Origin of the sequence: Methylorubrum thiocyanatum (assembly GCA_014138645.1) — a bacterium.
Classification (GTDB): domain Bacteria; phylum Pseudomonadota; class Alphaproteobacteria; order Rhizobiales; family Beijerinckiaceae; genus Methylobacterium; species Methylobacterium thiocyanatum.
The window spans coordinates 313,065-337,743 of record JACJIB010000006.1; the positions used below are offsets into that span (position 1 = coordinate 313,065).

Below are 24,679 nucleotides of genomic sequence, written 5' to 3' on the forward strand. Positions count from 1 at the left end.
GACGCACCGAATCAAGGCCGGCGGCTTACGCCTCCCCCTCGGTCTCGAACAGCACCGCGTCGAGAGCCTCGCGGGCCTCCTTGCCGGCCCAGAGCACGAACTGGAACGCCTGATAGTAGCGCTCGCAGGCGTCGGTCGCCGTCTTCATCATCATCGCGCACTGTCCCTGCGTCGGCGCGATGCCGTCGGTGAGCAGCAGGGAATGGCGAAACATCACCACGCTGTCCGACGACCACAGATCGAAATGGCCGATCCAGAGCTGCTCGTTCACGAGGGCGACGAGCCGCAGGATCTCGGCCCGGCGCCGCTCCGGCACCTTCAGGTCGAAGGCGGCGGCCACGTGCAGCGATTCGACTTCCTCGATCCAGGTGAAGGCGACGTGGTACTCGGCCCAGCGGCCCGAGACGGAAACCGACATCTCGTCGGTCTCGATACGGTCGAAGATCCAGTCCCGCAGCGAGGCGAGGCGCTCGACGACATCGAGCGGGTGCTCCGGCCGGTCGCTGTCTTCGATAAAGCTAAGCTGGGTCATGGCGATCCAAGTTGTCGAACCGGTCGAGGCACTCGATCGGGCCGGCGGGCAAAGCAGGGCCGTGACGGGAGTCGGGGCGACCTCCGTCGATCTCCGTCCTGCGGAGGGGTTCAATCCAGATTTCACGACCCCGGGGTTCGGTTCCACCTTTCCGCCGGGGCGAATCAACTTCGGATCGTTTATAGCCCGCGCGCCCCGCGGGCTTCAAAGCATCGCCCCGGCATCAGCGGTGGGCAACGCGGCTATCCACCGATGCTTCCTGTGCAAAGAAATCCGGATTCCGCGTTTTCCCTCAAGGGTGAGTCTTCGGCGACTCTGTGCTGCCGCTCAGACCGATTCCGTGCTGCCGGCGCTGCCCGGCTCGGCGCCGAGCCGGGCCTCCAGGGCGCTGACCCGGGCGGCGAGCGCGTCGTTCTGGCTGCGGAGTGCGGCGACGAGATCGCGCAGCACGTCCACCTCCTCGCGGGTGGCGACATCCATGTCGCGGATCAGGCGCTCGACCTGGCCCTTGAACATCGTCTCCGCCTCGCGGCGCACGCCCTGGGCGGCCCCGGCGGCATCGGTGAACAGGCGGGCGACGTCGTCGAATAGGCGGTTCGAGCCTTGCATGGGGATTCTCCTCCGGCGCCCGGACCTGTTCGAGCACGCCGCACCGACATAAGAATCGGCGGCCGGCAGGGCAATCGAGCCCGTCCGCGAAACGACCGGGCCGGCGCGGCGCGGGGCGCGGAAAACCGGCCCGGATTGTTACCGCAGGTGTCGGGACACGCAGCGGAAACGCGCGGTTACAATCTTCAGGGCCGGCCATACTTCCAGGCGGAGAGGGCGCAGGCGTAAGACTCGTCCCGTCATGACCACGAACCAGCCGACGCCCCACATCCTCGTCGTCGAGGACGACCGCGAGATCAGCGCCCTCGTCGCGCGCTACCTGCGCGCCAACGAGTGCCGGGTGAGCCTCGCGGGCGACGGGCGCGAGATGGACCGGGTGCTGGCCGATGCCCGGGTCGATCTCATCGTCCTCGACCTGATGCTGCCGGGCGAGGATGGCCTGAGCCTGTGCCGGCGCCTCAGGGCCTCGTCGCAGGTGCCGATCCTGATGCTCACGGCCAAATCGGAGGAGATCGACCGGATCGTCGGGCTGGAGATCGGCGCCGACGACTATCTCGGCAAACCGTTCAACCCGCGCGAATTGCTGGCGCGCATCCGGGCGATCCTGCGGCGCAAGGGCGCCGAGCCGCAGGACGGGGACGGTGCGCGCCGCTTCCACTTCTCGGGCTGGACCCTCGATGTCGGCTTGCGCCAAGTGCTGAGCCCGGAGGGCGCGCGCATCGCCGTCACGGGGGCCGAGTTCGACCTGCTCCACGCGCTTTGCCTGCGGCCGGGGCGCGTCCTCTCCCGCGATCAGCTCCTCGACCTCACCCAGGGGCGAGCAGCGGGGCCGTTCGAGCGCAGCATCGACGTCCTGGTCTCACGCATCCGCCAGAAGATCGAGCGCGACCCGCGCAACCCCGAGATCATCCGCACGATCCGCTCGGGCGGCTACCTGTTCGCGCCGGAGATCGGCCGCTCATGAGCACCGTAAGAACGGCAACGGGACCGGCCGAGGCTCCGCCAACCACCGCACCGCACCCCACGCGGCGCCCGGCCTGGCTGCGGCTTCCCTGGCCGCGCCCGAAAAAGGCGGCCGGGCAGATCGCGCTCCTCGTCGTCGCGGCCCTGCTCGCCGCCCACGTGCTCGCGGCGGTCGCGGTGCTGGCCCTGCGGGAACCCTGGCGCCCAGACGAGCGGCCGGGGGTGGCCGCGACCCGGCTCTCCACCGTCGCGCGGCTCCTCGACGCCGCCGAGCCGGCCGAGCGCGACGGGCTTCTCCGGGCGGCGGCGCAGGGCCTGCCGACCCTGCGGATCGCCCCCTGGGACGGTGCCGCGCCGTCGGCGGAGCCGGGGAGGGCGGAGGACGAGATCGGGCACCATCCCCTGATCGAGCGCCTGCGTGACGGCTTCGGGCGGACGCTGCCGGTGACCGACCTCTCCCCCGGCCACGACCGGGGCAGATCCGGCGTCCTGCAGATCGGCATCACCACCCCGTCGGGCGCCCGGATGCGGGCGGTCCTGCCCGACGATTTCCCGCGCCCGCCGGCGCAGGGGCCGATCATCTTCACCTTCGTCTTCCTCGGCGTCAGCCTCACGCTGCTCTCGTTCTGGGCGACGCGGGCACTGACCGCGCCGCTCGCCGGCCTCGCCGCGGCGGCGGAGGCGTTCGGCACCGCGGAGGAGCCGCCGCCCCTGCCCAAGCGCGGACCGGAGGAGGTGCTGGCGCTCGCCCGCGCGCTCGACCGGATGCGCACCCGCCTCCTGCGCCTGCTCGACGACCGCACGCAGATGCTGGCCGCGATCAGCCACGACCTGCGCACCCCGATCACCCGCCTGCGGCTGCGCGCCGAGTTCATCGAGGACGAGCGCGCCCGCGAGATGACCCTGCGCGACCTCGACCAGATGAACGGCCTCGTGGAATCCGCGCTCTCCTATGTACGGGACGGGCAGGGGACGCCGGGGGAGGGCGAGACCACGCTGATCGACCTCGCTTCGGTGGTGCAGACGGTCTGCGACGGGTTCTCTGATATCGGCGCGGCGGTGAGTCTGGAGCGGACCCGGCACGTCCTCGTGCGCGGCCGCCCCGACGACCTCCAGCGGGCGATCACCAACCTCGTCGACAACGCCGTGAAGTACGGCGGCGGCGCCCGCCTCGTCATGGGACCGGCGGGGTCCGGCGACCGTCCGGGCGTGGCGGTGGAGGTGCTCGACGACGGGCCCGGCATTCCCGATGCCGAGCGCAGCGCCATGCTCCAGCCGTTCGTGCGCGGCGACCGTGCTCGCAACCTCGATGCCGCGAGCGGCTTCGGCCTCGGCCTGTCGATCGTGCTCGCCATCGTCGAGGGCCATGGCGGGCGCCTGCGCCTGGAGAACCGCCCCGGCGGCGGCTTCTGCGCCCGCATCGAGCTGCCGCTCGCCGCCGGACGATCCGGGGAGACAGGCGCCGGCAAGGCGGCGTAACCGTCGCCTGCGCAGAACGCGGAAGGAGGGCGCCGACGCCGACCAGAGATCCATCCTCGTGACCCTCCGATCCGGCGCAAGAGGATCGATTGCGAGCGCCCAATTCAGAGGTGCGCCCGCAAGGATTCTGCAACCCCCTTGCTCTAGCGTCGGGGGATTGGAATGGCCTGGTTCTCGCCTCGATGAGTCTCTCCCGAACCGCGAACATCGAGGGCGAGTTTGCAAGCCTCAACCAGTTGCGGTTCTCCCCCCCCATCGAGGAGCGCTTCGAGACGGAGGGCCTGCCTGAGCGCATCAGGCTCGCCCAGGCGACGCTGTTCGCCGCCATCCTTCTCTACAATATCTACTCCGTGGCCGACTGGATGATCCTGCCGGATGTGCTCGGCCCGCTCGCCGTGATGCGCCTGGGCGTCTACACGCCGCTGACCCTGCTTACGATCTGGATCCTGCCACGGCGGACACGGACCTGGCAGGTCGACGGGATGCTGGTGGGGGGCTGTTTCCTCTCAGTGCTGATGCCGTCCGCGATCATCTCGTTCAGCGCGTCGCACTACGTCGCGACCTACCAGCTCGGCGCCATGCTCGTCATCGTCTACATGGTCCTGGCGCAGCGGGTCCGGTTCCGGATGGCGGTGATCGGGATGGTGCTGATCGTCGTGACCCAGATCACAACCGTCGCGCACCGGCCTGAGGTCGATGCCCCGACCTTCTGGTACATCGTGGTGTTCTACCTCATCGCGGCGGCCATCATCCTCCTGGGATCGTTCGTGCTGGAGCGGACGGAGCGCTACGGCTTTCTCCAGCGCCTCCGGGTCGAAGCGATGATCGAGCACAACGCCGAGATGGCCCGGACCGATCAACTGACGGGCCTGTTCAACCGGCACCATCTCGCGACCATCGGCGTCGATCTCATCCCCAAGAGCGACAGGGAGCCCCTCGGGGCGCTCCTGATCGACATCGACCACTTCAAGCGGTTCAACGACACCCAGGGCCATCTGGCGGGCGACCGGTGCATCCGCACCGTCAGCGATCTGGTGCGCGAGATGCTGATCCCGGCCAACGAAAACACCCCCCCGGTGGGAACGGCCGTCCGCTTCGGAGGCGAGGAGATCCTCGTGCTGCTGCCGGGCATGGATGCGGCGCAGGCCGCCGCGCTCGGGGACGCCATCCGTCGACGCGTGGAAGGCGTCGGGATTCCCCATCCCGGCCTCGGGCCGACGGCCGTGGTGACGCTGTCGATCGGCGTCGCCGCCTGGAAGAAGGGCCATAAGGAGCTGGACACGCTCGTGAACGCCGCCGATGCCGCCCTCTATCAAGCGAAGAATCTCGGCCGCAACCGGGTGGCGGTGGCCTGATCCCAACGGTGCCGGGGCCGGCGTCCTGGGACGCGCCTCGGATCCGGCTGGAATGCGGGCGCGGACGGCAGCCGCGAGAGCCGTATCCGACCGGCCCGTATCGGGCCGATGCCTTTAGGTCTTCGTTCCGACGCGCAGTCTTTCGACGAACCGGCGACCACCTCGTCGAAACACCCTCTGCAACGCCATCAAAACTCCATGTCGAGTTCCTCGATCTCCTCCGGCTCGCTCTCGGCGAGCGCCGCCCACTCGTTCATCAGGTCCCAGGCGAGGATCGTGTCGCGGTAGGTCGCGGCGGTGTAGGGGAGGGTGACGTCGTAGGTGCGGAAGCGGGTGCAGACGGGGGCGTACATCGCGTCCGCCAGCGTGGGACGCGCCCCGAACAGGTAGGGTCCGCCCGAGCGCGACAGGCAATCCTCGAAGATGGCGCAGATGCGCTCGATGTCGCCCTTGGCGCCGTTGAAGATCTTGAAGCCCCGGTGGAGGCTGCGCAGGTTCATCGGCAGGGCCGAGCGCAGGTTGACGAAGCCGCCATGCATCTCGCCCGAGACCGCGCGGCAGCGGGCGCGCTCCGCGGGCGCCTCGGGCAGCAGGCCGGCGTCGGGCCGGATCTCGTTGAGATATTCGGCGATGGCGAGGACGTCCCATACCGCGATCGCGCCGTGCTCCAGGCGCGGCACGAGGAAGGACGGCGAGAGGTGGAGCAGTTCGGCCCGGGTCGAGGCGTCCGCGCCGGACAGAACCTCCACCGCGAGGTCGAGCCCGGCCATCCGGCACAGCAGCCAGCCGCGCAGCGACCAGGACGAGTAGTTGCGGCTGGAGATCGTGAGCGTCGCCTCGGCCATGGCCTTCCCCCCGGATTCGCGTCGGCCCGCATCCGCGATCCGAGCCTTGGACGCCGAGCAGGCCATCCAAGACTCGTGCCGCACCTGAGCCGCCCGTGTCGCCCTTCGAGCAATACAATTCTTCTCGTGTCGATACGCCCTGCAAAGTGATGCAACCACGTCACACCGGCGCGGCTTATACTTTTGATTGGTTGCGCCCAATCCAGAACCGCTTAGCCTGCTTCGTCCGGCATCGTTTCGCGGGGGCGGCGGTGGCGATCGAAAAAGCGGAGCGGGCGAATCCGGGCCGTTCGCGAGACAGTGGCGCGTGCAGGCACCTTGCGCGCTTGGAGTTTGGCCCGATGCTCTACCAAGCCTTCGATGTCCAATCGGACATCGCCCGGCAGACCCGGCACTGGGGCCGGATCCTGCACGAGGCTTCCGCCCCATGGCTCCGCACGCCCTGGCACGATGCCGCGAAATGGTGGTCGGCGGGGGCGCGCATGATGATGCGCGCCGGCCTCACCTTCGCGCGGCCGGCCTACGGCATCCACGCCGTGACGGTCGGCAACCGCGAGGTGCCGGTGATCGAGGAGCCGGTGCTCGCCACGCCGTTCGGCACCCTGCTGCGCTTCCGCAAGGACATCGACACGGTCCAGCCCAAGGTGCTGGTGCTCGCTCCCCTCTCGGGCCACTTCGCCACGCTGCTGCGCGGCACCATCCGCACTCTGCTGCCCGACCACGACGTCTACCTCACCGACTGGCACAACGCCCGCGACGTGCCGCTGTCGGAGGGGCGCTTCGGCTTCGACGACTACGTCGATCACGTCGTGCGCTTCCTCGAGACCATCGGCGAGGGCGCCCACCTCATGGCCGTGTGCCAGCCCGCCGTGCAGGCGCTCGCCGCCACGGCGGTGATGGCGCACACGAGGAACCCGGCGCAGCCGCGCAGCATGACCCTGATGGCCGGGCCCGTGGATTGCCGCGTCAGCCCGACCTCGGTGAACGCGCTCGCCACCTCGAAGCCGATCGAGTGGTTCGAGCAAAACCTGATCGAGACGGTGCCCGGCCGCCACAAGGGCGCCGGGCGGCGGGTCTATCCCGGCTTCATGCAGGTGGCCGCCTTCGTCTCGATGAACGCCCGGCGCCACTCGGACGCGCATACGGACCTGTTCTGGCACTACGTCGACGGCAGCGCGGACAAGGCGCTGGCGATCGAGAGCTTCTACGACGAGTATTTCGCCGTCCTCGACCTCACCGCCGAGTTCTACCTCGAGACGGTCAAGACCGTGTTCCAGGACTACACCCTGGCCCGCAACCAGCTCACCTATCGCGGCGAGCCCATCGACATGGGTGCGATCCGCCGTACGGCCCTGATGACGGTGGAGGGCGAGCGCGACGACATCTGCGCCGTCGGCCAGACCATGGCCGCCCACGACCTCTGCTCGGGCGTGCCGCGGCACATGAAGAGCCACCACCTCCAGGCGGGGGTGGGCCATTACGGCGTGTTCTCGGGGCGCAAATGGGAGGCGCAGACCTACCCGCTCGTGCGCAACTTCATCGCCTCGCACGCCTGAACCAGCCCTGCCGCCGCCGCGCGCCGGCAGCGCGGGGCACCGAGAGACTTGCAAGTGGTTTGCAAGAGGCTTGCAAGAGGCTTGCGCGCACTTCCAACACGAACCTGTTTCGTGTATGCCGCGCGCTCAGGTGCAATTCTTTCGCACCGATTCGGCTGCCGTCACGACGCCTCCCCCGGAACGAGAACCGGGGCAGGGGCGCCTGACGGCTTTTTCCCGGTTCCGCCGGGGATCCGAGGCCGGTGCGGTTCGAAACAACAGATCCTAGGGGTTGATTCCGTTGCAGGTACTCGTTCGCGACAACAACGTCGATCAGGCGCTCCGCGTCCTCAAGAAGAAGATGCAGCGCGAGGGCATCTTCCGGGAGATGAAGCAGCGCAAGGCCTACGAGAAGCCCTCCGTGCGCAAGGCTCGCGAGAAGGCTGAGGCCGTCCGCCGCGCCCGCAAGCAGGCCCGCAAGACCGCGATCCGCGAGGGCCTGATCGCCGCGCCGAAGCCGAAGCCCCGGACCGGCGCCCCGCGCCGCCCCGGCATGCCGAGCTTCTCGCAGCAGCCCGCCGCCACGCAGGCGCCCGCCGCCGCCTCCTGAGGCCGGCCGGCCCCGGCGCGGGCCGCGAAGCGAGGATACGAAAAAGGCCCCGCCGGTGCGACCGGCGGGGCCTTTTTCGGTTGGGTCCGATCGCTCGGCTCAGGCGGCGCGCGCGGTGAGGGTGGCGCGCTCGGCCTGCCGCAGCAGCTCCAGGGGCAGCCAGGGCTTACGCATATAGACCGCGTGCGGCGGGATCTCGGTCCGGCGCTCCTCGCGGGCCTCGGAGGTCACCACGAGCCGCACCTCCGGCCAGCGGTCCTCGACGGTGCGCGCCAGCGCCGCCCCGTCCATGGCGCCCGAGAGATGCGTGTCGGCGATCACCATCGCCACCGTCACCTCGCCGCGTTCGAGCACGGCCAGCGCGTCCTCGGCGCTCGAACAGGCGATGACGTTGAGGTCGGTCTCCTCGATCAGGACGGTCGCGAGGTCGCGGGCGGCCTCGTCCTCCTCGACGACGAGCGCGACCGGGCTGTCTCCGGTGTGAGCCATGATGTCTCCCTGAAGCTGTGCGAGCGGTTCGGAAGCGGCGGCCCGGCCAAGGGCACGTCGCGATGGGCACGTCGCGATGGGCGCGTTGCGATGGACACGTCGCGGCGGATTCGGCAGCACCGACGATGCTTGCCCTGCGACAACAAGTTCGGGGATGATCGGTTCAGCGAAATTGTGCCGGCCTGAGCCGCGCGAACCGAGCCGTCCCTTAACGGACTGTTCACCCTGCGACACGAATTGTTACAGTCCGGCGACGCAGGGCGGTCCGAACGGACCGATGCTTGCATAGCCGGTCCCGGACCGCAAAGGAGGCTCCCGTCCCGCCATGTGCCGCTTCCTCGCCTATCTCGGTGAGCCGGTCTTCCTGAACGAGCTGGTCTGCGCCCCGACCCATTCGCTGGTCCATCAGTCGCTGCACGCCTCGGAGGCCAAAACCGAAACCAATGGCGATGGGTTCGGGATCGGCTGGTACGGCGAGCATGCCGAGCCCGGCCTCTACCGCGACATCTGCCCGGCCTGGTCCGACGAGAACCTCGTGAACCTCTGCCGCCAGGTGCGGGCGCGGACCTTCTTCGCCCATGTGCGCGCGGCCACCGGCACGGCGACGACGCGGGCGAACTGCCACCCCTTCGCCCATGGCCGGCACCTGTTCATGCATAACGGCCAGATCGGCGGCTATCACCGGATCAAGCGGCGCCTGGAGGCGCTGATCCCCGACGCGTTCTACGACACCCGCCGCGGCTCGACCGACTCGGAGGCGCTGTTCCTGCTGGCGCTGGCCAACGGCCTCGAATCCGATCCCGTGGCAGCCATGGAGGCGACCTGCGCCACCGTGCGCGGCCTGATGCAGGAGGCGCGGATCACGGAAGCGTTCCGCTTCACCGCCGTGCTCACCGATGGCGAGAGCCTCACCGCCTTCCGCTGGGCCTGCGACGGGCGCCCGCCGAGCCTGTACTACCGCGAGAGCGAGCGCGGCCTCACCGTCGTTTCCGAGCCGATCGACGGCTGCAAGGAGGGGTGGACGATCGTGCCCAAGGGCGGAACCCTTCGGGCGACCCGCGGCAGCCGCGCCGTCGTCAGCCTGCCGCGCACGGAGCGGGCCGCCGCCTGAAGGCTTGCCCGGGCGACCCAGCCATGGTCAAGGTTTCGAAAGGACGAGTCCTTTCGCGGGTGCAGGGCGGGGCCCTGCAGATCGGCTTTGCCGGCTTCAGGGCGCGGCCCTGAACACCCGCCAAAGGGCCTCAAGGCCCTTTGGGATCCCCGATGAGTATTGCGTTCGAGACCGTAGCGGGGCTGTTCGGTGTAGCCGTGGTGGCGGGCACCGTCGACGCCATCGCCGGCGGAGGCGGGCTGTTGACCGTGCCGGCTCTGCTGCTCGCCGGACTCGATCCGGTGAGCGCGATCGCCACCAACAAGCTCCAGGGCAGCGCCGGCTCCGTCTCGGCCACCCTCGCCTTCGCCCGGCGCGGGCTGATCCGCTGGCGCGAGGCCGGCCCCGCGGCGCTCGGCGCCGGCCTCGCCTCGGTGGCGGGCGCACTGTGCGTCAGCCTGCTGCCGCGCCCGCTCCTCGACGCGCTGGTGCCGCTCCTCCTGATCGGGATCGCCGGCTACTTCGCCACCGCGCGGCGGATGAGCAACGAGGACGCGGCCGCACGCATCACGCCGGGCCTGTTCGCCCTGACGCTGGCGCCCGCGGTCGGCTTCTACGACGGCGTGTTCGGGCCCGGCGCCGGCTCGTTCTACATGATCGGCTTCGTCACCCTGCTCGGGCTCGGCGTGGTGCGCGCCACCGCCCACACCAAGCTCTCGAACGCCGCGAGCAATCTCGGCAGCCTCGCCCTGTTCACGCTCCAGGGCGCCGTGATCTGGCCCATCGGCCTCGCGATGGCGGTCGGCGCCTTTCTCGGCGCGCAGATCGGCTCGGTGCTGGCCGTGCGCCTCGGCGCGCGGCTGATCCGCCCGCTCCTCGTGGTCATCGCCTGCGCGATGGCCCTGCGCCTGCTGTCGAACCCGGCCAACCCGCTGCGACACGCCGTGGCCGGATTCTTTTCGTAGATCGATCAGCCGCTTGGCGGCCGATGCTTCAGCGCGGGATGAAGGCCCAGTAGTCGAGATCGAGGATCACCGACGGGTCGTAGCCCTCGCCCTGCTTGTCCGGATAGGCGCCGCAGGGCTGGTTCTTGGCCGCCACCGTGCGCAGGCGCAACGCGCCGATATCGCTGCGGCCGGGGAGTTCGGCCGTCTCCAGCACCTCGGACCACGCGTAGACGGTGTCGCCGGCAAACAGGGGCGCGACGTGCCGGCCGGCATTGATGCCGCCGATGGCGAAGGCGTTGGCGAGGCCGTTGAAGCTGAGCGCGCGGGCGAGCGAGATGACGTGCCCGCCATAGATCAGGCGCTTGCCGAACTTGGTCTCCCGCGTCGCCACGGCGTCGAAATGGACCTTGGCGGTGTTCTGGAACAGGCGCGTGGCGATCTGGTGCTCGGCCTCCTCGACGGTCATGCCGTCGACGTGGTCGATCTTCTCGCCGACCGCGTAGTCGGAGAAGCGGTGCGGGCTGCCGGCGAGCGCGGTGTCGTAGGCCGCCGGATCGAGCGGGGGCAGGGCGTTGGCGAGGTCGGCCGGGTTCACCACCTTGGCGAGCTGCGGCACGTGCTCTTGCGCGATCTTGGCCTCGGGATCGCGCTTGCGCACGAGAACCCAGCGGCAATAGCTCAGCACGGTCCGGCCCGAGGCATCGGAGCCGGTCGAGCGCACGTAGACCACGCCGGTCTGGCGGTTGGAGCTTTCCTTGAGGCCGATCACCTCGGAGACGGTGGAGAGCGTCTCGCCGGGATAGACCGGGCGGTGGAAGCCGCCCTCGGCGTAGCCGAGATTGGCCAGCGCATTGAGGGAGACGTCCGGCACGGTCTTGCCGAACACGACGTGGAAGGTGAGCAAGTCGTCGAGCGGGCTCGCCGGATAGCCGATCGCACGCGCGAAGGCGTCCGAGGATTGCACGGCGAAGCGCGGGCCGTAGAGGGCGGTGTAGAGCGCCACATCGCCCGTGGTGACAGTACGCGGCGTGGCGTGGCGGATGGTCTCCCCGAGGCGGAAATCCTCGAAGAAGCGGCCTGGATTGGTCTTCATGGCGCGCATCGCTCCCTTGACGGCTCTTGCTGGCCGAGCGGGGGCACCGTCTTGAATACCGTATTCAGAACGAGGCCCTAAACTTCTGACATCGCATCGGCTTTTCGGCCGAGCCGACGCCCGACCGCCTTAGCAACGAGCCCGGCGCCCGCGCAATGCCGCGCTTGACGCCGGGGTGGATCGGCGCCGGGGACGCGATCAGAAAGCGAGCTGGATGTAGAGGTCGGCGATGAGCTTCTGCGCGAACAGCAGGAGCAGGATCAGGATGATCGGGGAGATGTCGACACCGCCGAGATTGGGCAGCAGGTTGCGGATCGGCCGCAGCGCCGGTTCGGTGACGCGGTAGAGGAATTCGCCGATCTGCGAGACGATCGGGTTGCGCACGTTGACCACGTTGAAGGCCACGAGCCAGCTCAGCACGGCGCTCGCGACGAGGACGTAGATGTAGAGCTGGATGACGGTGTTGATGAGCCAGAGCAGGGCGTTCATGCGGGGGGTATCGGTCCTCGTCGCCCCAAACGCGCGTGGGCGCGGGATGCGCGGCGCGGGCGGGAAAATTCCGGAATTGACAGGCCGAAGCGGACAAGCCTAAAAGGCCCTCGCCTCGGACGGGGCTGTAGCTCAGATGGGAGAGCGCCGCAATCGCACTGCGGAGGTCAGGGGTTCGAATCCCCTCAGCTCCACCAGGTTTTTCCTCGCTGGAAAACCTGTGTGGCATCAATGGGATAGCCAGCGGAAATTCCCGGGTAAGTCCCAGTAAGTCCCAATCCGTCCGACGTGTAAGTCCCGATATTTCGAGCCTCGGACCCCTCTTGGACGCCGGTCACGTCGGTGCCACGAACAGGGGACGTCGGTCCGCCGCCCCCCGCCATCCATCCAGGAAGCGGCCGAGGTGCGGGCGCTCGGCCCTCTCGCGTTCGAGGTAGGCGAGGAGGCTTCCGACGGCACGGTCGTGGGCCGCCGCGTCCGTCCGACCCGTCAGGTAGGCCCAACGGAAATACAGGACGGCGAGGTTGAGGCAGTCGGTCTCGCAATAGTCGCGGACCCGCGCCATCCGCCCCTCCGCCACCAGGGAGGCGACCTGGCTGCCGTGCTCGCCCATCTTCCCGGGCAGGCCCAGCAGGCCGGCCGCCTCCTCCAGGGTGAGCCGGGCGGCGACCCCGAACTCGGACATCGCGTCCATGAGGTCGACGTGCCAGTCGACCGAATAGCGGTGCGTGTAGCCCGCCCACCGCGTTCCGCGCCGATACCAGGCGCCCGCCGACACGCCGTGCATCATCGACCGCGCGACGATGGTGGGCATGTCGAAGGCACGCCCGTTCCAGGAACAGACCCGGAAGTCGCCATCCTCGAAGAACCGCCAGAAGGCACGCAGGAGACGCCCCTCGTCCCAATCCCCCGCCCCCCCGCTGCGGCAGGCGGTGACCCGGTACTCCTCCAGCCCGGAGACCTCGTCGCGCAGGATGTCGGCCTCCACGAAGGAGATGGCGACGATCCGGTGCCAGGCGTTCTTCGGGAACTTGTCGGCCGGCCAGTCGGCCGGCACCAGGTCGTCCGGGACCGTCTCGATGTCGAGGGCGAGAAACCGCGTCGGCGCCTCGGGTGACGGGGCCGCGGGGGCGCGCCGACCGTAGGCGGGACGCCGGGCCGGAGGGGTGGCGGGGAACGCGCCCTGCGCGAACGGGAACGCGGCTTGACGGGACGGCAGCATGGTCAGGCCTCCACGATGAAAGAGGGGTCGAAAACCTCGACGCGACCGAGCCTCGACCGCGGATTGGCGACGACGCGGCAGCGTCCGATCCGATGGTCCGTCGGGGTCGGCACATGGCCGTGTATCCAGGCCTTGGGCGCGCCCCACATCACCATCAGGTCCTCGACGTCGGAGGCGAACGAGGCCGAGACCCATGGTTCGCAGACGTCGGGGGACAGCCTGCCGCAGAGGCTGGCCTGGCTCGGCGCATGGTGGGTGACGACCACGGCGCGGTCGCCGCGCCGGACGTCCCGGACCAGGGCCGCCCGCGAGGCGCCGAAGCCTTCCCCGGTCACCTTCACGGACACCAGCACGTCCTCGATGAACGCCCGCGACCGGGCATGGGCACCGGCCGCGTCGTGCGGCCAGTACGGCACCCCGTGGCCGAGGGTGATCCTCCGGTTGTCCGGATGCGCACGGCGGGCGTAGCTGCGGGCGTTCGTCGCCGTGCGCGGCCCGTGCAGCGCCCAGTCGGTCCAGAGCGTGCTGCCCACGATGTGGACGCCGCCCCCGTCCCGGTCCTCGACGCGGACCGCGGCGTCGGACAGGAGCGTCACGCCGTGCGCCGCGGCGGCCGCCCGTCCGTCGCGCAGGTTCAGGGCCTTCGGGCGCGGGTCCCAGAACTCGACGTTGCCGGGAACCAGCACGACGGGACGCCCACCCTGCCGTCCGCGCAACGCCTCCGCCAGCCAGCGCACGGACGCGTCGATCCCGGGGCATACGTTCCCGGCGACGACGAGGACGTCGAAGTCGGGCGGATCGGGCAGGTCGAGCGGCAGGCGGTCGATCCGCAGGTCCGACATGACCCATAGCCGCAGCCCGGCGCGGGCAAGGTCCGTCGGCATCGGCGTGGGCGCGGACGCTTGCCTGCTCGGGGGGACTGCATGTCGCGTCATCGGCGGTCTCCCTCGCTCGCGGCGCGGATCAGGCCGCGCAGTTCGTCCCCCGACACGACGCGCCGGTCCAAAAGTCCTTCCGCCACCGCCTGCACGACAGTACCGTAGCGCTCGACGAGCTGCCGGGCCTCCGACTGGAGCCTCGCGAGGTCGGCCTCGACCGTGGCCCTCAGGGCTTCGTCGGAACGGAGGCCGCGCGAGACCTCGTCCATCGTGCCGAGGTAGGCGAGGCCGGCACCCAGGCCGAACGAACCGTGGATGCCGGCCACGAGGGCCGTCGCCCGCGCGAGGTCGGAATCGTCCGTGCCGCCGGAGCCGCCGCAGGCTTCCCCGAGAAACACCAGCTCGGACGCCCTCCCGCACAGGATCGCAATCGCCAGCCGTTCGATGTCTTCCCTCAAGGGGGCGCGGGTCTGCCTCGGCGCGATGGAGGTCGCCCCGCCGCAGTCGCCGCGCGGAATGATGTCGACCTGGTTGACGTGCCCCGCCCTCAGGATCTCGAAGCCGACGGCGTGGCCGGCCTCGTGGATCGAGGTGCGGGTCTTTTCCCTCTTCGAGCGAACGTCCGGCGGGGACGCCGCCCCGTAGAGATCCTCCGCGCGCATCGGCCGGCCCTCGGCGCGGGCGGCCGTACGGGCGTCCTTGACCCAGCCGGCGACCTGGGCGCCGGTCGCGCCGAGGGCGATCTCGCCGAACGGGCCCAGGTCGACGTCCGGCAGGTCGGCGCCCAGGTGCTGGCGCGCGATCTCGGCGAGCTCCGCCGCCACGGGCGGCAGGATGCGGATGATGCGGTTCAGCCGTCCCGGCCGGACCAGGGCGGCGTCGAGACGGTCGGGGTAGTTCGTCGCGCCGATAATGCATATCCTGCTATCTGGATCGTTCATTACTCTATCTATTGTCAATAATACATGCGTTATTATTGTGTTCCACCGTCTTTAGCCCTAGAATCAAGATTTTCCCTTCCGGGAAGACTGTCGATCTCATCTAGGAATATTATCGCAGGAGCGCGCGAGACGGCCTCGTCGAACGCCGCGTCGACCTGCCTGATGACCCCGTCGAGGTAGCTCGACTGGGCGAACCATGCCGAGACAGGGCTGAAGACGGTTTCCACCCGGGCGGCCTTGGCCAGGGCCCGGACGTAGGTCGTCTTCCCGAGCCCGGGCGCGGAGCCGAGCACCACCGCACGGTCGATGCGACGGAACTCGACCTCGTTCCGGCGCCATGCCTCGATGTCGTCGAGAAGGCGCAGGCCCCACGTATGGGCGGCCCCATAGCCGACCATCGAACGGAAGGGCGGCGGCTCGTCGACGCCGGGTTCCGTGCCGGCCTTGGCGGCGCCCATGGCGACGAGGCGCTCGACGCTGGCGCGGGCGGTCCCGCGGATGGCGGCGCAGATCTCCCAGTAGCCCAGTCCGGCCGCGACCTGGGCCGGCATCGGCCGCGTGCGTCCGCCGACGGCGTCGCGGATCACGCGGCTGACGACCCCGTTCGAGGGACGCCCCAGTCGAAGGTGCGCGTCCGCCCCGGCCACGAGCGTGGATGGCAGCAATCGGCCGGGCGACTGCGAGACGCCGAGCACGCGTCCTTCCCTGCCCAGCGCCTCGGCGACCCGGTCGTTCCCGCGGTCCGGACGGTCCTCGACCCGCGACGAACCGGACCGGGTGAAGGTCACCCGCCAACGGGCGAGGGCACCGCATGCCCTGGCGACGGGCTCGACCCAATCGGCCGCCGGCACCTCGACGACCAGGGCGAACGGTCCCGGGGCGGCGATGCGGCGGCGCAAGGCCGGGGGCAGCACCGCATCGAGGGCGAAGGCGGCCAAGGTGTCGACCGCGGGTCGGCACTCGCTCCCGGGGGCCGTGCATACGCTTTCCTCGTCGCCGAAGTCGTCGCGGAAGAAGGCGAGGTCGTTCTCGGACATGATCCACCGCTCGTGACGTCGGGCGTCGGCGTGGCCGGCCCGGACGGGAGGTTGACAGGAAGGCGGAAGCGTGGGGCCGTCGGGAACCTTCACCCGACATGGACGACGAGGCCGGGATCGAAACCGGTCGGCTCGTGGTCGTAGCCCCTCGGGTTGCAGACGACGCGGGTCGCGCCGACGCGGTGGTCGCAGGCCTCGTGAAGGTGTCCGTGGACCCACAGGTCGGGCCGGGCCTCACGGATGAAGGCATCGAGGTCCGAGACGGAGGCCGGGTTCAGCGCGTTCCCCGCGCGGGACGTCGGGACGGACGCCGGGCTCGGCGCGTGGTGCGTGACCACGACGTGCGGCCTTGCGCGTACGGAGGGCGGATCGAGGTCGAGCAGGGACCACCGCAGGAAATCGAGGGACTTGCCATGGAGCGCATGGGCGTCCTCCGGCTGGAACTTCCTCGCGGAATGTCGGGTCGCGGCGATCCGCCGATGGTCGTCGACGCTGCGGCGCGCGACCGACATCGCCGCGAACCGGGACGCGACGCCGTCGAGGGCGTAGTCCGTCCACAGCGTGCAGCCGCTGAAGGTGCAGCCCGCCACGGTGGCGACCGCCTCGTCGAGCAGCACGATCCCCTCGCGCACGGCGGCCGCGCGCCCGAGCGCACGCTCCTCGTCCACGACGGCACCGTGGTACTCGTGGTTACCCGGCACGAGGACCACCGGCATCGCGGGCCGGACCGTCGCGGCGAGCCAGGAGACCGTCCGCGCGAGGCCGGGTCCGACGTCGCCGGCCACGACCGCGACATCGGCCTCCGGGATGCGCCCGGGCGTCCAGGGCGTCGACGCGGCGTCGCGGTGAAGGTCCGAAAACAACCAAAGTCGCACGATGGACGGCCTCCTCGGTCGGGGTGACGGTTTTGCCTTCGTGCCGCTCCTCATCGCGGCGGCCGCGTGCGGAACGGGCCGGCGGCCCAGAGCCGGGCCCGCGAGCCCAGGACGTCCGCGTCCGGTCGGCCACGGGCCAGGACGGCGAGGCCATGCGCCAGGAGCAGCGCCGCCGCCGGATCGCCCGACGAGGCGTGGACGAGGACGGCGGACATGACGAGGTCGCCCGTCGTCCGGTCCGGCCGGTGGCTCCGCAGGAAGCGGATGGCGACGCCGACGGCCGTGGCGGCGTCGCCGCCGAGGACGGACGGCCAGCGCCGGTCGTGGACCAGGACCGGACCGGAGAGACCGCGCCGGATCGCCTCGACGAGGTCCGCGTCGATGTCGTGCGGATCGAGCGCACGCCACGCCCGGAGCGGTCGCCTTCCGCCCGCGGTCCGGCGCCCCCCGGTCGGTTCGCAGGCCATTGCCTCGTCCGATGTCCCGGGCATGCGTCCTCCCTCGCCCGCGCAGACGCGCGCGTCCGCCGACGTCCGGTCGGCACGGTCGACGTTCGAAGGAGGGTTAGTTCAGGTTCGCCCGGGTCTGGCCGGGAGCCGGCCTGCCGAGGCGGTAGTAGCGCGACAGCGTCCTCGCCCAGGTCGCCCCGTCCGAGGCGTAGAGGTCCGAGGTCACGATGCGGCGACCGTCGGCGATCTCCGGGTGGCCGTAGACCCGTCCGGTCAGCACGCGGACCTCGCGCGTGCCGGCGGTCCAGTCCTCGATGCGGGGAACGTGCGCGAGGTCCCGGTTGGTCGGGGCCGTTTCGTCGCGGATCGCGCGCAGCTCGTCCGCGAGATCCCGGAGGCGGTCGCCGACATCGCGCTCGTCGGTCTCCTTGAGCAGGCCGACGTCGTTGCCCAGGGCCTCGGCCAGCGCTTCTGCCGATACGCCGGAGGCGGCGCCGCTTCCGCGCGACGCCCTGAGCGCCGCGAGCAGGCGCAGGCCGGCGGCGAGCGTGCGCGCGGTCCGGTCGCCCGCGACGAGGCTCGCGCCCTCCGCCCGGCTGAGGGGCGGCAGGACGACGGGCAGCGTGCGTGGACGGACACCGTGGGACATGGCGAGCCTCGCGGTCGCGCACTCGAAGGCGACCGCGGCGGACGCGCCGCCGCGTCCGCTGCCGAGCATCCACGGCCGCACGTCATGGCCGTCGGAGTGGCCGAGGACGCGCAGGACCTGGCCGGCGGCATGCTCGTCGAAGGGAGCCGGGCCGACGACCAGCACCGGCGACGCGATCCGGCCGAGGAGCGTCGGAGCGAGGAGGCTCCCGCCGGGCAAGTCGAACACCGTCCCGTCGTCGTGCGGACAGGCTGCGGCCTCGGCGGAGACGATGGCCTCGATGGCCCCGACGGTGGTGGCCTCGTGCTGGATCACGACAAGTCCGTCCGGCTTGAATTCCGGCGCGGGCAAGGCGGCCTCGCCCGGCAACGTGACCCGGACGAGCCGCGCGGTACCGACATCGACGAGTTGGGCGTCCGTCAGGATGAGTGCGGCGTGGGTCGCGTCGGTCCGGCCCGTCGCCCCGAAGAAGGCTACAGTCAATCGCCACCTCCTGGCACACGCGGAATCGTCCCGCCCGCAGGATTGCTCCTGCGGGCGGGACGATCAGCGCGTATTGATGAGATGTCGTATTATAGGAGTAAACCCACCTTTTTAGCAAGACGGGCCTGGCATAATCAAGGGCGGTATTTCAATCATGGTTAATATTGGCTCCGCAGGGAGGCTCGCCACCGGGAGACGGGCGGCGGCGCACATCGAAGAGGCAGGCGGCGACCGCGACCGGTCCGCTCCGGCGCGTCAGGCCCCGGACGCCGCATGGAGTGCGGCGCCGGGGCCATGCAGGCCGGCGGCGATGCGCCACCTACGGCCACCCTCCTTCCTCACCACGCACGGCGCGGTGGAAGCTCCTCGCCGACCCGAGCGCGTCGTCGGCATCGTCGTCGAAGTCGGCATCGAGCAGGGCGGCGAGCGGCGGGGCGTCCAGGAACGGATCGACGCCGACCACGTCGATCCGTTCCTGGGCGGCGGGTACCGCAAGGGCGCTGCGCGCCCGGTCCCGCACGCCGCGCCGCGGTGCGGATGGTCCCCGGCGCCTTCCCCCGTGGGTAAGCCGGGAAGGGCGCCGTCCGCCGGGCTCGGGAAGGCCGGACCTGGTGGACGCCACGGACTGGGACTGAGGCTTGGCGGACATGGGTTCCTCCCTCAGGCCAGCCGGGCGCCGTACGGCGCGGCGCATGCGTCCTGCGCGACGGTGGCCTGCACCGCCTTCGCGCGGCGCGTCCTCCTCGCGAGGCCCCGCCCGTCCCGCGGGCGCGGCGCGAGCGTCGAAACCGCCGTTCCCCCGGCGCCGCGCCTCCTGACGTGCGGTGCGTGCGCCTCGGCAGCCGCGTCCTCGAAATGCGAGGCGAGTTCGAGGAGCCTATCGCGAAGCGCCAGGCCGGCGGCGGTGGTCCGGCCCTGGAGGACGTGGATCAGGTCCTCCGGCGAGAGGGTGTTCGCGTACGGATCCTCGGCCGCGAGGAGAAGCGACGCCGCCAGGCCGAGCGCCTGCTGGGCGGCGGCGCCGCCCAGGCGGGCCGAACGGTTCCTGCCGCCCCCATGCCGCCCGTCGAACCGCACCGGCAGGGTCCGTGCGACGGACGACCGACGCTCGCGACGGCAGGGGAGCAACCAGACAGGGGGAACACCCACGGGCGAGGACGCGAGTTCGGCCTCCCATGCCCGCCGGGCGTTGGCGACCGCCAGGGGCTGATCCCCCGAGGTGACCACCGCCAGGTCCAGGCGGCTCCTTATCGAGGCGTCGTCCACGCACCCAAGCGGCAGTGCCACGAACAGGTTCGTACCCCTGGCCGAGGCCGCGTCGAGGTAGTCCGGCACGGCCTCGGCGATGCATTCCCCACCCGCCAAGTAACTCGGGGCCCCGGACGAAGCATCCTCGGCCCAGTCGAAGGCTTTGTCGGCGAGGAAGGCGACGCGACAGGCAGAATCGTCGTCGGCGAAAAAACCAATTCTCATTTGGCCCTCCGAAGGGTGCCGAGGTCGGCGCCCGAAGGATGCGTACAGCTGCGGAAGGCCGGCGGACAACCAAAATCTCTAGTGACTAGAGGTTTGCGCCCAGGAGCGTTGCTCCATCGTTAAGACGTTGCGTAGGTATCCATCGATCAAGCGTCGCCTGTTCTCGACATTCGGACAATGGAACCACCCTTGGGTTTGTAGATATGCTCCAATAACTATTGGTTGCATGGATCGACGGCGATGACATCGTCGACGTCGAGCCAAAGGGGCGCTCTGCGGCCGCCGAGACGAGATGGTGGAGCTTGGCCGGCACGATGTGAGCGCATCGGCCGTTGCGACCGATGGCCGGATCGCGAGGGATTCACCATGAGCCCCCCGATAGCCTGAAGCATCGCGTCTTTCATTTCGGTAAGCTTGACCGTTGACAGCCAGGCGCACATCGCCTGAAGACGACGGGATGAAGCGTCACGTGCAGCACCCACGAGCATGGCGGGCCGCCCTCGGCGTGCTCGTGCTCTACGTGCTCGTGCTCCAGAGCCTGTTCGGCGGCATCGCCGCGACCCGGATGAGCCTGCAGGCTCCCGGTGTGATCTGCTTCGACCACCGCGATGACGCCACCGAGGAGCGCGGGGGGCAGACGGAGCACGGGTCCTGCTGCTCGATGGCGTGCCGGTCGGCGCTGTTGGCTCTGGTCTCGCCGGAAGCGAAGACCGTCCCTGCGCCCAGTCCCGTCATGCTGCGCGAGCGACGCTGGCTCGTCGTTCGGTTCCACGGCCCGCCGGCCCGTCCTCACGGATCCACCGGTCCTCGCGCCCCTCCGGTCGCCGTCTGACCCGTTCGCGTCCTCCGCGACCGGTCAGCCGGCGGCTGTCTCACGTCTGAAGCAGACTGTCCGGCCCCTGCATCGAGATCGGCGACGCGGTCGCGCGTAAGCGCCTGCGCGCCGGTCCTTCATCGATCAGAGCCGCCCGCATCGCCGCGCCCCGAGGGGACCCGCGCGTTCGGGCCCAGGAGCCGTCATGTTCCCTCGTTCCATCGCGATCCGCGCGGTCGTCGCGAGTACGTCGCTCATCGTTCCCGGCACCCTTTCCGCCCAGGTCGGACCGGTCGCGGTCGAACTCGACATGATCGATGTCAGTGCGTCGAAAGGCTCACCCGCCCCCAAGGGCCTCAACCTCGCGACTCCCGGCCGCTCGGCGAGCCGGCTCGGCCTCACGCCGCTCCAGACGCCGGCGAGCGTCGACGTCATCTCCGGCGAGGTCGTGCGCGAGCGGGGCCAGTTCACGGTCAACGAGGCGGTCACCCAGAACGGTGTCGGCATCGCCAGCACCGCCTCCCCAGGCACCGGCAACTCCAGCTTCTCGGCGCGGGGCTTCGTCGGCACGAACTCGGTGATGCGGCTCTATGACGGGGTGCGCCTCTACACGAGCACGCAGACCTTTCCGTTCGACACCTGGAACGTCGAGCGCATCGAGGTGCTACGCGGCCCGGCCTCCGTGCTCTACGGCGAGGGTGCCATCGGCGGGGTGATCAACGTCGTCCCCAAGCGACCGACCTTCGAACGGGTCAACGAGGCGCAGGTCGGCTTCGGCTCGGACTACACGCGGCGCATCGCCGTGGGGTCCGGCGGGCCGATCAACGAGGTGCTGGCCTACCGCCTCGACGTCAGCCGGAACGCCGGCGCGGGTTGGCTGCGGCCGAACGGCGACTTCGAGAACCTCGCGGTCTCGGGCGCGCTGCTCTACAGGCCGAGCGCCGACCTCTCGGTGACGCTCTCGAACGACTACGGCGACAACGCGCCGGAGCGCTACTGGGGCTCGCCGCTCGTCAACGGACGCGTGCCGCGTGCCTTGCGCGACACGAACTTCAACGTCGCCGACAGCGACATCCGGTGGCGGGACAACTGGACGGTTCTCAAGGCCGAGTGGAGCCCGACCGCCGACCTCACCCTGCGCAACATCGCCTACCGGATGACGAGCGACCGCCTCTACCGCAACGCGGAGGGCTACACGTTCCTGCCGGAGTCCGGTCGCATCCAACGGTCCCTCTTCGCAGATATCCGCCACGACCAGGAGCAGGTCGGCAACCGCTTCGACGCGACGCTGCGCGGCGAGGTGTTCGGCCTGCAGAGCCAGTCCGTGCTGGGCTTCGAGGTGAACCGCATCCGCTACCGCCACATCAACAACCGTCCCTATGGCGGTACGGACGAGGTCGACCCCTTCGCCTTCGTGCCGGGCCGGTTCATCAACCTCGCCGGCACCGCGCCGGGCTACGAGACCAACACCGACCAGTACGCGCTCTTCGCCGAGAACCGCCTCGTGCTGACCGAGCAGCTCTCCCTCGTCACCGGCCTGCGCTACGAAGCCCCGAGCATTCGCAACGACAACCTGCGCGACGGCACCCGCTTCCGGCGGGATTTCGAGGCGCTGAGCTGGCGGGCCGGCCTCGTCTACCAGCCGCTGCCCGACATCTCGCTCTACGCGAGCTACGCGACGGCCGTGGATCCGGTCGGCAACTTCGTGACGCTGTCGCTCGCCCAGAGGGATTTCCGCCTGTCGAACGGCCGGCAGGTCGAGATCGGAGCCAAGGGCCTGTTCTGGGACGGCACGGCCGAGTGGACGCTCGCGGGCTACCGCATCGTGAAGGACAACCTCGTCAGCGCCGTGCCGGGCCAGCCCGGCGTCGGGGTTCAGGTCGGCAGCCAATCCTCGCAGGGCGTCGAGGCCGCCCTGTCGCTGTCGCTGTGGGAGAACTGGCGCATCGACGCCAACGTGGCGCTGCTGCACGCCCAGTACGACGACTTCCGTCAGACGGTCGCCGGACAGGTCGTGTCCTACGCGGGCAACCAGCCCGTCGACGTGCCGGAGCGCGTCGCCAACCTCTGGGTGGCCCACGCCTTCGCGCCGCGCTGGGAGGCGCGGCTCGGCGTCCAGCATGTCGGTTCGATGGTCAGCGACTTCGCCAACGCCGTCCGCAGGCCCGACTACACGCTGCTGAACGCCGTCATCGACTACAGGCCCGAACCGAACTCACGGCTGTCGCTGCGCCTCTACAACCTCACCGACGAGGTCTACGCCGCCGCCCGCGGAGGCAATGCCGCCTCCGTCCTGCTCGGCCGTCCGCGCTCGGTCGAACTCGTCTACTACGTGGCCTTCTGAGCATGCCCCCTCTCGCGAAGCGACTGCGGCGCTGGCTCTATCTCGGCCACCGCTGGCTCGGCATCCTCACCTGTCTGCTCTTCGCGGCGTGGTTCGTCTCCGGCGTCGTGATGATGTATGTCGGCTTCCCGCGCCTGACCGACGCGGAGCGCCGCGCGGCGCTCCCGCCGATCGCCTGGGACCGCGTGGGGGTCGAGCCCGAGGATGCGGTCGACCGCGCCGGCTTCGCGCAGGAGGCGGTGCGCCGCCTCGATCTCGCGATGCTCGATACCGAGCCGGTCTACCGCATCACGCCCTGGAACGGTCCGCGCCGTACGGTTTCGGCCACCGACGGGCACGTCGTCGGATCGGTCTCGGCGGATCGGGCGCTGGCCGTTGCGCGCCACCATCCGGCATCCGGCCGAGCGACCAACCTCGGCCTGGTCGAACGCGACCAGTGGACGGTGCCGCAGCGCTTCGATCCTTTGCGTCCCTTCCACCGCATCGCGCTCGGGGACGACGCCGACACGCATCTCTACGTTTCGGCCGTCACCGGCGAGACCGCACTCGACACGAGCCGGCACGAGCGGTTCTGGAACTGGTTCGGGGCTGTGCCGCACTGGATCTACTTCACGCCGTTGCGCGCGCAGCGCGACCTCTGGCGCGACGTGGTCCTGTGGTTGTCCGGCCTCGGGACCGTCGGGGCGGTGACGGGCATGGCCGTCGGGGTGATGAGGGTGCGCCTGCGGAGGCGCTACGCCCGGGGCTCCGTGACGCCCTATCGCGGCTGGATGGCATGGCACCATCTCGGGGGGCTCGTCGCCGGCACGACGCTGGTCACCTTCGTCGCCAGCGGCTGGGTCTCGATGAACCCGAACCGCTGGTTCCCGCCCCGCGAGCCGGACCGGGCCGCCCTCGCGCGATACGAGGGCAGGTACGGCTCCCGGCCGCCGCTCGACCCGGCGGCCCTCATGGCCTCCTGCCCGCAAGCCACCGAGGCGCGTTTCGCACGCTTCGACGGGGAGGCGCAGATCCTGCTGGGCTGCGACGGCGGTCCGACCGGGGCGTGCTGCGGAACCTCGGCCGCACCGAGCCGGCAGCGGATCGAGACGGCCGCGGCCCGCTTGCTCCCGGATCATCCCGCCCCCACGGTCGACCTCCTGACGTCCGAGGACCTCTATTGGTACAGCCACCATCGCGAGCGCAAACTCCCGGTCCTACGGGTACGTTTCACGGACCCGGCACGAACATGGTTCCACATCGATCCATCGACGGGGGAGATGCTCGACAGGATGGATCGCTCCAACCGAGCCTACCGCTGGCTGTTCAATGCCCCTCACAGTTTCGATTTCGCACTGCTGACCCGGTACCGACCCGCATGGGACGCGCTCGTGCTGCTTCTGTCGCTTGGCGGGCTCCTGGTCGCGGTCTCGGGAACGGTCGTCGCCTGGCGCCGCCTGAGGCTCATGGGCAAAGGCAACGCTCGCCCTTGATCGACT

The 24,679-nt window shown here is 70.2% G+C and carries 25 protein-coding genes and 1 tRNA gene; 11 read left to right on the forward strand and 15 right to left on the reverse strand.

Features of this window, described 5'->3' with window-relative positions; translation table 11 throughout:
* Window positions 1–25 precede the first annotated feature (25 nt).
* Both HNR51_RS18115 and HNR51_RS18120 read right to left on the reverse strand, forming a co-directional pair.
* Complete coding sequence (locus HNR51_RS18115; RefSeq protein ID WP_012455845.1) at window positions 26–532, reverse strand: type III secretion system chaperone family protein; 507 nt, start codon at window positions 530–532, stop codon at window positions 26–28.
* Between the two features lie 327 nt (window positions 533–859).
* Complete coding sequence (locus HNR51_RS18120; protein WP_141952804.1) at window positions 860–1,141, reverse strand: accessory factor UbiK family protein; 282 nt, start codon at window positions 1,139–1,141, stop codon at window positions 860–862.
* A gap of 241 nt (window positions 1,142–1,382) precedes the next feature.
* Here HNR51_RS18120 and HNR51_RS18125 point away from each other — a divergent pair, with 241 nt between their 5' ends.
* The 3 genes from HNR51_RS18125 to HNR51_RS18135 all read left to right on the forward strand — a co-directional run bounded on the left by HNR51_RS18125 (window position 1,383) and on the right by HNR51_RS18135 (window position 4,938).
* Window positions 1,383–2,105, forward strand: a complete 723-nt coding sequence (locus tag HNR51_RS18125) for a response regulator (RefSeq protein WP_012455847.1) — start codon at window positions 1,383–1,385, stop codon at window positions 2,103–2,105.
* Window positions 2,102–3,583, forward strand: a complete 1,482-nt coding sequence (locus HNR51_RS18130) for an ATP-binding protein (RefSeq protein WP_182555859.1) — start codon at window positions 2,102–2,104, stop codon at window positions 3,581–3,583. Before HNR51_RS18125 ends, HNR51_RS18130 begins: the two co-directional genes overlap by 4 nt.
* A 182-nt stretch (window positions 3,584–3,765) precedes the next feature.
* Window positions 3,766–4,938, forward strand: coding sequence for a GGDEF domain-containing protein (locus tag HNR51_RS18135; protein ID WP_182555860.1), 1,173 nt, complete (start codon window positions 3,766–3,768; stop codon window positions 4,936–4,938).
* Window positions 4,939–5,126: 188 nt separating this feature from the next.
* Here HNR51_RS18135 and HNR51_RS18140 read toward each other — a convergent pair whose 3' ends face one another.
* Window positions 5,127–5,783: a glutathione S-transferase family protein gene (locus HNR51_RS18140; RefSeq protein WP_041372103.1), complete on the reverse strand. Its 657-nt coding sequence runs from the start codon at window positions 5,781–5,783 to the stop codon at window positions 5,127–5,129.
* Between the two features lie 341 nt (window positions 5,784–6,124).
* Between HNR51_RS18140 and HNR51_RS18145 the strand changes: the two genes are divergently transcribed.
* Together HNR51_RS18145 and rpsU are read left to right on the forward strand one after the other, a co-directional pair.
* A complete protein-coding gene (locus tag HNR51_RS18145) occupies window positions 6,125–7,339 on the forward strand; it encodes a polyhydroxyalkanoate depolymerase (protein WP_182555861.1) in 1,215 nt (404 codons plus the stop codon).
* Between the two features lie 280 nt (window positions 7,340–7,619).
* Window positions 7,620–7,928 (forward strand): 30S ribosomal protein S21, encoded by a 309-nt coding sequence (rpsU, locus tag HNR51_RS18150; RefSeq protein WP_012455852.1) that lies wholly within the window; start codon window positions 7,620–7,622, stop codon window positions 7,926–7,928.
* A 99-nt stretch (window positions 7,929–8,027) separates the two neighbouring features.
* On the opposite strand, the gene HNR51_RS18155 is transcribed toward rpsU, so the two are convergent.
* The gene (locus HNR51_RS18155) at window positions 8,028–8,417 is read right to left on the reverse strand and encodes a response regulator (RefSeq protein WP_012455853.1); all 390 of its coding nucleotides are present in this window, start codon (window positions 8,415–8,417) and stop codon (window positions 8,028–8,030) included.
* Window positions 8,418–8,742: 325 nt separating this feature from the next.
* Here HNR51_RS18155 and HNR51_RS18160 point away from each other — a divergent pair, with 325 nt between their 5' ends.
* Complete coding sequence (locus tag HNR51_RS18160) at window positions 8,743–9,528, forward strand: class II glutamine amidotransferase (protein ID WP_182555862.1); 786 nt, start codon at window positions 8,743–8,745, stop codon at window positions 9,526–9,528.
* Between the two features lie 152 nt (window positions 9,529–9,680).
* Window positions 9,681–10,472, forward strand: a complete 792-nt coding sequence (locus tag HNR51_RS18165) for a TSUP family transporter (RefSeq protein ID WP_141952813.1) — start codon at window positions 9,681–9,683, stop codon at window positions 10,470–10,472.
* Between the two features lie 28 nt (window positions 10,473–10,500).
* On the opposite strand, the gene HNR51_RS18170 is transcribed toward HNR51_RS18165, so the two are convergent.
* Both HNR51_RS18170 and HNR51_RS18175 read right to left on the reverse strand, forming a co-directional pair.
* On the reverse strand, window positions 10,501–11,547 hold the full coding sequence (locus HNR51_RS18170) for a MaoC family dehydratase (protein ID WP_182555863.1): 1,047 nt from the start codon (window positions 11,545–11,547) through the stop codon (window positions 10,501–10,503).
* A gap of 198 nt (window positions 11,548–11,745) precedes the next feature.
* Window positions 11,746–12,036, reverse strand: coding sequence for a YggT family protein (locus HNR51_RS18175; RefSeq protein WP_012455857.1), 291 nt, complete (start codon window positions 12,034–12,036; stop codon window positions 11,746–11,748).
* A gap of 121 nt (window positions 12,037–12,157) precedes the next feature.
* Between HNR51_RS18175 and HNR51_RS18180 the strand changes: the two genes are divergently transcribed.
* Window positions 12,158–12,233: transfer RNA gene (locus HNR51_RS18180), tRNA-Ala, on the forward strand.
* 137 nt (window positions 12,234–12,370) lie between these two features.
* Here the strand turns inward: HNR51_RS18180 and HNR51_RS18185 are convergent.
* From HNR51_RS18185 to HNR51_RS18225, 9 genes are all read right to left on the reverse strand, one after another.
* The gene (locus HNR51_RS18185; protein WP_182555864.1) at window positions 12,371–13,258 is read right to left on the reverse strand and encodes a 3'-5' exonuclease; all 888 of its coding nucleotides are present in this window, start codon (window positions 13,256–13,258) and stop codon (window positions 12,371–12,373) included.
* Between the two features lie 2 nt (window positions 13,259–13,260).
* A complete protein-coding gene (locus tag HNR51_RS18190) occupies window positions 13,261–14,142 on the reverse strand; it encodes a metallophosphoesterase family protein (protein ID WP_182555865.1) in 882 nt (293 codons plus the stop codon).
* 47 nt (window positions 14,143–14,189) lie between these two features.
* The gene (locus tag HNR51_RS18195; protein ID WP_182555971.1) at window positions 14,190–15,077 is read right to left on the reverse strand and encodes an AAA family ATPase; all 888 of its coding nucleotides are present in this window, start codon (window positions 15,075–15,077) and stop codon (window positions 14,190–14,192) included.
* Window positions 15,078–15,109: 32 nt separating this feature from the next.
* Window positions 15,110–16,114 carry an AAA family ATPase gene (locus HNR51_RS18200; RefSeq protein ID WP_182555866.1) on the reverse strand — a complete coding sequence of 335 codons (1,005 nt, stop codon included), beginning with the start codon at window positions 16,112–16,114 and terminating at the stop codon, window positions 15,110–15,112.
* Window positions 16,115–16,203: 89 nt separating this feature from the next.
* On the reverse strand, window positions 16,204–16,989 hold the full coding sequence (locus tag HNR51_RS18205; RefSeq protein ID WP_182555867.1) for a metallophosphoesterase: 786 nt from the start codon (window positions 16,987–16,989) through the stop codon (window positions 16,204–16,206).
* A 50-nt stretch (window positions 16,990–17,039) separates the two neighbouring features.
* A complete protein-coding gene (locus HNR51_RS18210; protein ID WP_182555868.1) occupies window positions 17,040–17,480 on the reverse strand; it encodes a hypothetical protein in 441 nt (146 codons plus the stop codon).
* A 73-nt stretch (window positions 17,481–17,553) separates the two neighbouring features.
* Window positions 17,554–18,570 (reverse strand): DUF6634 family protein, encoded by a 1,017-nt coding sequence (locus HNR51_RS18215; RefSeq protein ID WP_182555869.1) that lies wholly within the window; start codon window positions 18,568–18,570, stop codon window positions 17,554–17,556.
* 319 nt (window positions 18,571–18,889) lie between these two features.
* Window positions 18,890–19,219, reverse strand: a complete 330-nt coding sequence (locus tag HNR51_RS18220; protein ID WP_182555870.1) for a hypothetical protein — start codon at window positions 19,217–19,219, stop codon at window positions 18,890–18,892.
* Between the two features lie 11 nt (window positions 19,220–19,230).
* A complete protein-coding gene (locus HNR51_RS18225) occupies window positions 19,231–20,043 on the reverse strand; it encodes a hypothetical protein (RefSeq protein ID WP_182555871.1) in 813 nt (270 codons plus the stop codon).
* Between the two features lie 457 nt (window positions 20,044–20,500).
* Here HNR51_RS18225 and HNR51_RS18230 point away from each other — a divergent pair, with 457 nt between their 5' ends.
* From HNR51_RS18230 to HNR51_RS18240, 3 genes are all read left to right on the forward strand, one after another.
* Window positions 20,501–20,875 (forward strand): hypothetical protein, encoded by a 375-nt coding sequence (locus HNR51_RS18230; RefSeq protein ID WP_182555872.1) that lies wholly within the window; start codon window positions 20,501–20,503, stop codon window positions 20,873–20,875.
* A gap of 187 nt (window positions 20,876–21,062) precedes the next feature.
* Window positions 21,063–23,201, forward strand: a complete 2,139-nt coding sequence (locus HNR51_RS18235; protein WP_182555873.1) for a TonB-dependent receptor — start codon at window positions 21,063–21,065, stop codon at window positions 23,199–23,201.
* 2 nt (window positions 23,202–23,203) lie between these two features.
* Entirely contained in the window at window positions 23,204–24,673 is a 1,470-nt protein-coding gene (locus HNR51_RS18240) for a PepSY domain-containing protein (RefSeq protein ID WP_182555874.1), read from the forward strand.
* Window positions 24,674–24,679 lie beyond the last annotated feature (6 nt).